Source organism: Lancefieldella parvula, from assembly GCF_963530955.1.
GTDB classification, from domain to species: Bacteria; Actinomycetota; Coriobacteriia; order Coriobacteriales; family Atopobiaceae; genus Lancefieldella; species Lancefieldella parvula_A.
Genome location: NZ_CAUSFQ010000095.1, coordinates 1 through 4,714, shown reverse-complemented (window position 1 = coordinate 4,714; position 4,714 = coordinate 1). Strand labels below are relative to the sequence as shown.

Here is a 4,714-nt window from a genome sequence, read left to right as displayed (position 1 = left end):
GTTCCACGATCCATACAAACCCCCAACAAGTCATTTCACAAAGAAAACCGTATACAAGCGGAGTTAGAGCAATAAGAAAATTTACTTGGCCTCAAGAGACTTTTTAACTTTATGAGATCCTCGAGCAACAGCACTTGCCATTGCCAATAGCGCAAACAGCTCAATAAACTGCAAGGTAACAGATGGTTTAAGCACCAACTGTCCCACAACAATAGCAGCTAATACAACGCATGATCCAAAAATCATGGGATAAGCGGCTGCAGCTCTATTAGGTACATTAGCCTCTCTAGCTGCATAACCACCAGTTAGAAGCGAGATCATACTTGCAAGCAAAAGAAGAGCGGAATCAATTGATGGACCATCACCAATTACAAGAACCGCAACATTAACAAGACCTAAAAGTCCGCCAATCAAAAGCGCCAGACTGAAGAGCTTCATTTTACGAGTCTCAGGAGTCATATATCCCCTATCTATCAAATATCACTTTGGCTATTGTACCCGTCTTTTATATAAATTAAGTAATCGAATCATTGAACGGTAGAGTGTTTCGGTAAAAGAAATGGCGAGAAAACCAAAGGATTTCTCGCCACATGTGTATTTGGTGGGCCCAGAGGGATTTGAACCCCCAACCCAGGGATTATGAGTCCCCTGCGCTAACCGTTGCGCCATGAGCCCGTAAGAAAAAAGCGGCGACTGATGCCGCCGCCAGAATGCGTGGTGGAGAATAGGGGGATCGAACCCCTGACCTCATGACTGCCAGTCATGCGCTCTCCCAGCTGAGCTAATTCCCCGAACGTGGTGCGGGAAATACTATAGCAAACCAAAGCTCTGTTTTTATCGACAATTTTCTAATTGGTTGTATATTTTAAAGCTCGCGCTCTGGAAGAATCTTCTCTGCCAACCAAGAGGCAACCTCATCAAGGGCAACCTCAAAGCGCTCACCGGTAGCACGCTCTTTGACTTCTGCGATGCCGTTTGCAACGCCCTTCTTGCCCACAATAACCTGCCATGGGAAGCCAATAAGATCTGCATCTGCAAACTTAACGCCAGGACGCTCTGCACGATCATCAACAACAGTCTCAAGACCAGCAGCAACGCAAGCGTCAGCTACAGAACCTGCTGCGTCCCAAATCTCTGGGTCTTTGTCAGAAAGGCAAAGAACAGAAACCTCATAAGGAGCAACAGAGACTGGCCACTTGATGCCCTTCTCGTCATTGTATTGCTCAACAACAGCAGCAAGCAGCCTGGAAACACCAATGCCGTAGCAGCCCATAACCAGAGGCTTATCCTCGCCGTTTTCGTCGGTGAAGGTGGCGTTAAGGGCTGAAGAGTACTTGGTGCCAAGCTGGAAGACCTGGCCAACCTCAATACCGCGAGCAGCATGCAGAGGAAGACCACACTCAGGACAAATATCGCCCTCCTGAGAAGTGACAAGGTCTTTCCACTCGTTAATCTCAAAGTCACGGCCAAGCTCAACGTGATCAAGGTGGTAGTCTGCCTTATTAGCACCACAGAGCCACCACTGAGTATCCTCAAGGGAGAGGTCTCCAACAACGCGGATACCCTCAGGTAAACCAACAGGTCCGATGAAGCCCTTGATGAGGCCATACTCTTCAAGCTCTTCATCGGTCATCATGTGATAATCACCAAAAACGTGCTCAGCTTTGACCTCATTGAGCTCATGAGTACCTGGAACAAAGCACACAACTGGTTTACCGTTTCCGTCAACAAGTGCAAGAGCCTTGCGAGTTGCTGCTGGTGAAACGTGAAGGAACTCAGCAACATCATCAATGGAGCCAATGCCAGGAGTGTAAATCTCACACATCTTGCCAGACTCACGCTCTTCTACGTTAATCTTTGCAGCTGCTGCCTCAGTATCTGCAGCATAGCCACAATCGCAATAGACCAGGCTTGCCTCGCCAGCCTCTGCCAGCGCCATAAACTCAACAGAGGTGTCTCCACCAATCTGACCAGAGTCTGCAACTACCTGAAGAGCCTTAAGACGCGTGCGATCACAAACGTTCTGGTAAGCAACCTTCTCCTGGTCATAGCATTCTTGCAGCGACTCTTGATTTGCCGAGAAGGAATATCCGTCTTTCATAATGAACTCACGGCCACGCATAAGACCAAAGCGTGGACGACGCTCGTCACGGAACTTATCCTGAATTTGATAGAGCGTTACAGGAAGCTGCTTATAACTCTTAAGCTCGTTTCTAATAAGATCTGTGAAAGTTTCCTCGTGCGTTGGACCAAGAGCAAACTGACGGTCGTGGCGATCATGCATACGCATGAGCTCATCACCATAGACATCCCAACGACCAGACTCTTCCCAGAGCTCAGCAGGGGTCATAATAGGAACAAGAATCTCCTGAGCACCAATACCGTCCATCTCATCGCGAATGATGGCCTCAATCTTTAAAAGAGAGCGCCATGCAAGTGGCAGATAAGAGTAAAGACCCGCAGCGGTCTTTCTGATCATGCCAGCACGAAGGAGCAGGCGGTGACTTGCAAGTACAGCCTCAGCTGGATCTTCTTTGAGTGTTGGTGCATACAAAGAAGACATGCGCATCCAGTGCTTCAAGGTAGTTTCCTTTCAATATGAAGTAATACGTATAGTTTACTTATTTTTTGCCAAAACGATTCTCGATTTCGGCGAATAACTCATCAACAATCTTATCTTCAGGCACTTTTCTAAGAGGATTGCCGTTTTCAAACAACACTGCTTGACCTTTGCCACAGGCTACACCAAGGTCAACACCCCTAGCCTCACCAGGTCCGTTAACAACACATCCCATGACTGCTACAGAAATTGGAGCACGAACGCCATCCAGGCGCTTGGTAACTTCTTCTGCAATAGGAATCATATCAACGCCACACCTGCCACAGGTGGGGCAACTCACCAGCTCTGGTTTAATGCGACGCATACCAAGAGCCGCAAGAAGCTCCCATGCTACATGGACTTCTTCTACGGGATCGGCCGTTAGAGAAAGGCGCATGGTATCGCCAATACCACTCTCAAGCAAAATGCCCACCGCAGCAGAATTCTTTACCGTTCCCTGCCTTAACGCACCGGCTTCTGTAACGCCTACATGCAGAGGAATCTGTGGAAGCTCTTTGGAAAGCGCTCGATATACCGCAAGCGTCGTGGGAACATCGTGAGCTTTTGCAGACAAGACAATGTCGTCAAAACCGCGAGAAGAGAAATGATCTACAAAAGACTTCGACGATGCCACGAGTTTCTCGACAAGGGTCATATTTTGTCTTGTATCAAATTCTTTAGCAAGAGAGCCTGCGTTAACGCCAATTCTAATGGGAATATGTGCCTCTTTAGCTGCCTCAATAACAGCATCAACGCGCTCCATAGAGCCAATGTTTCCTGGGTTAATACGGAGCGCTGCCGCACCTCGCTTTGCAGCTTCAAGCGCCAGCTTATAGTCAAAGTGAATATCGGCAACAACAGGAAGTGGCGAGTATTTGCAAATCTCTTCAAAGCCATCGAGGGCCTTTGCATCAGGAATTGCCACACGAATAATCTCGCACCCTGCCTCGGCAAGCCCCTTGATCTGAAGGAGCGTTGCGTCTGGATCATCTGTTTTAGTGGTGCACATAGACTGAACAGAAACGGGAGCGCCGCCGCCAACCTGGACAGATCCAACCATGACGGGATGAGTTTTTGTGCGAGCAATCTCAGACATAAAATCAGCTACCTAAAAAGTAAATGAAGAATATCGTTTCTCAGTGCAACAACAAAGACAAACAGGAAAAACGCCAGTCCAATGTAAGACAAAATGTTTTGAACCTTGATAGACAGGGGCTTTCTAATAATCACCTGAATTACCTCAATCAGAATCTTTCCACCGTCAAGAGGTGGAATAGGTAAAAGATTCATGAATCCAAGTGACATGGAAATAGCTGCTACCAGCATAATAAGAGTCGAGAAACCCTCTGCAGCAGCTTGTGATGCCATTACAGAAATTCCAACAACGGAAGACGACTGATTGAGAACTTCCATGGTCTGCGTTGGGATAAGCAGTCTGAGCGCAAACTGACCAACCTGCGCAGCATACGATACAGCAGCAGCAGATGCGTCAATAAACGAGAAGTGATAGATGGTCATAATAGGTGTCACACCGATGATTTTATCGTCAGGACGCAAAACAGGTTTAATGGTAGTTTCAAGTTGAATGCCATTGCGCTCATACGTGACTGGGATATCCTTGCCTCCATTGGACATTGCATCTTTGATAGCAGTAGTAAGGTCTTCCCAGGTATGTACCTCTACCTTGTTAAAGGTAAGAATGGTGTCTCCGGGAGTAAGGCCTGAAATAGCAGCAAGAGAGCCAGATTCAACAGAGCCCAGCTGAGCCTTATTTTGAGCTGCAGGAATGCCAACAAACATCAAAGAGCCCACAACAAGCACAAAGGCCAGCGCAATGTTGACCAAAGGTCCACCCAAGATCATGAGCAAACGTTTGGGAACATTTACACCAACATACGTATGAGCCTTCTCTTGAGCAAAGAAATCCTCAATGGGCATCTGTGGAACACGAGGCTCCCCTGCTGCTGTAGAGCCTTCAAGCTCAAAATTGTGACCACGATCATACTCACAGCGAAGCTCAGCATCTCTCGCTAGCGTCTGAAACGTGGTGTGCGCTAGTTCATCTGACTCTTTGACAAGCTCAATGGAGCCCCAATCTGCAAGGGTGTACAGCAG

Annotated in this window: 4 protein-coding genes and 2 tRNA genes; all 6 read right to left on the bottom strand. The window is 47.6% G+C overall.

Features of this window, described 5'->3' with window-relative positions:
• Positions 1 to 81: 81 nt before the first annotated feature.
• Positions 82 to 459: a hypothetical protein gene (locus tag RWJ43_RS06015; RefSeq protein ID WP_314008950.1), complete on the bottom strand. Its 378-nt coding sequence runs from the start codon at positions 457 to 459 to the stop codon at positions 82 to 84.
• Between the two features lie 140 nt (positions 460 to 599).
• Positions 600 to 675: transfer RNA gene (locus RWJ43_RS06010), tRNA-Ile, on the bottom strand.
• Positions 676 to 715: 40 nt separating this feature from the next.
• Positions 716 to 791, bottom strand: a tRNA-Ala gene (locus RWJ43_RS06005).
• Between the two features lie 74 nt (positions 792 to 865).
• On the bottom strand, positions 866 to 2,569 hold the full coding sequence (locus RWJ43_RS06000; RefSeq protein WP_314008948.1) for a proline--tRNA ligase: 1,704 nt from the start codon (positions 2,567 to 2,569) through the stop codon (positions 866 to 868).
• Positions 2,570 to 2,621: 52 nt separating this feature from the next.
• Positions 2,622 to 3,695, bottom strand: a complete 1,074-nt coding sequence (ispG, locus tag RWJ43_RS05995; RefSeq protein WP_314008946.1) for a flavodoxin-dependent (E)-4-hydroxy-3-methylbut-2-enyl-diphosphate synthase — start codon at positions 3,693 to 3,695, stop codon at positions 2,622 to 2,624.
• Positions 3,696 to 3,703: 8 nt separating this feature from the next.
• A partial coding sequence (locus RWJ43_RS05990; protein WP_314008944.1) for a M50 family metallopeptidase occupies positions 3,704 to 4,714 on the bottom strand: 1,011 nt, incomplete at its 5' end.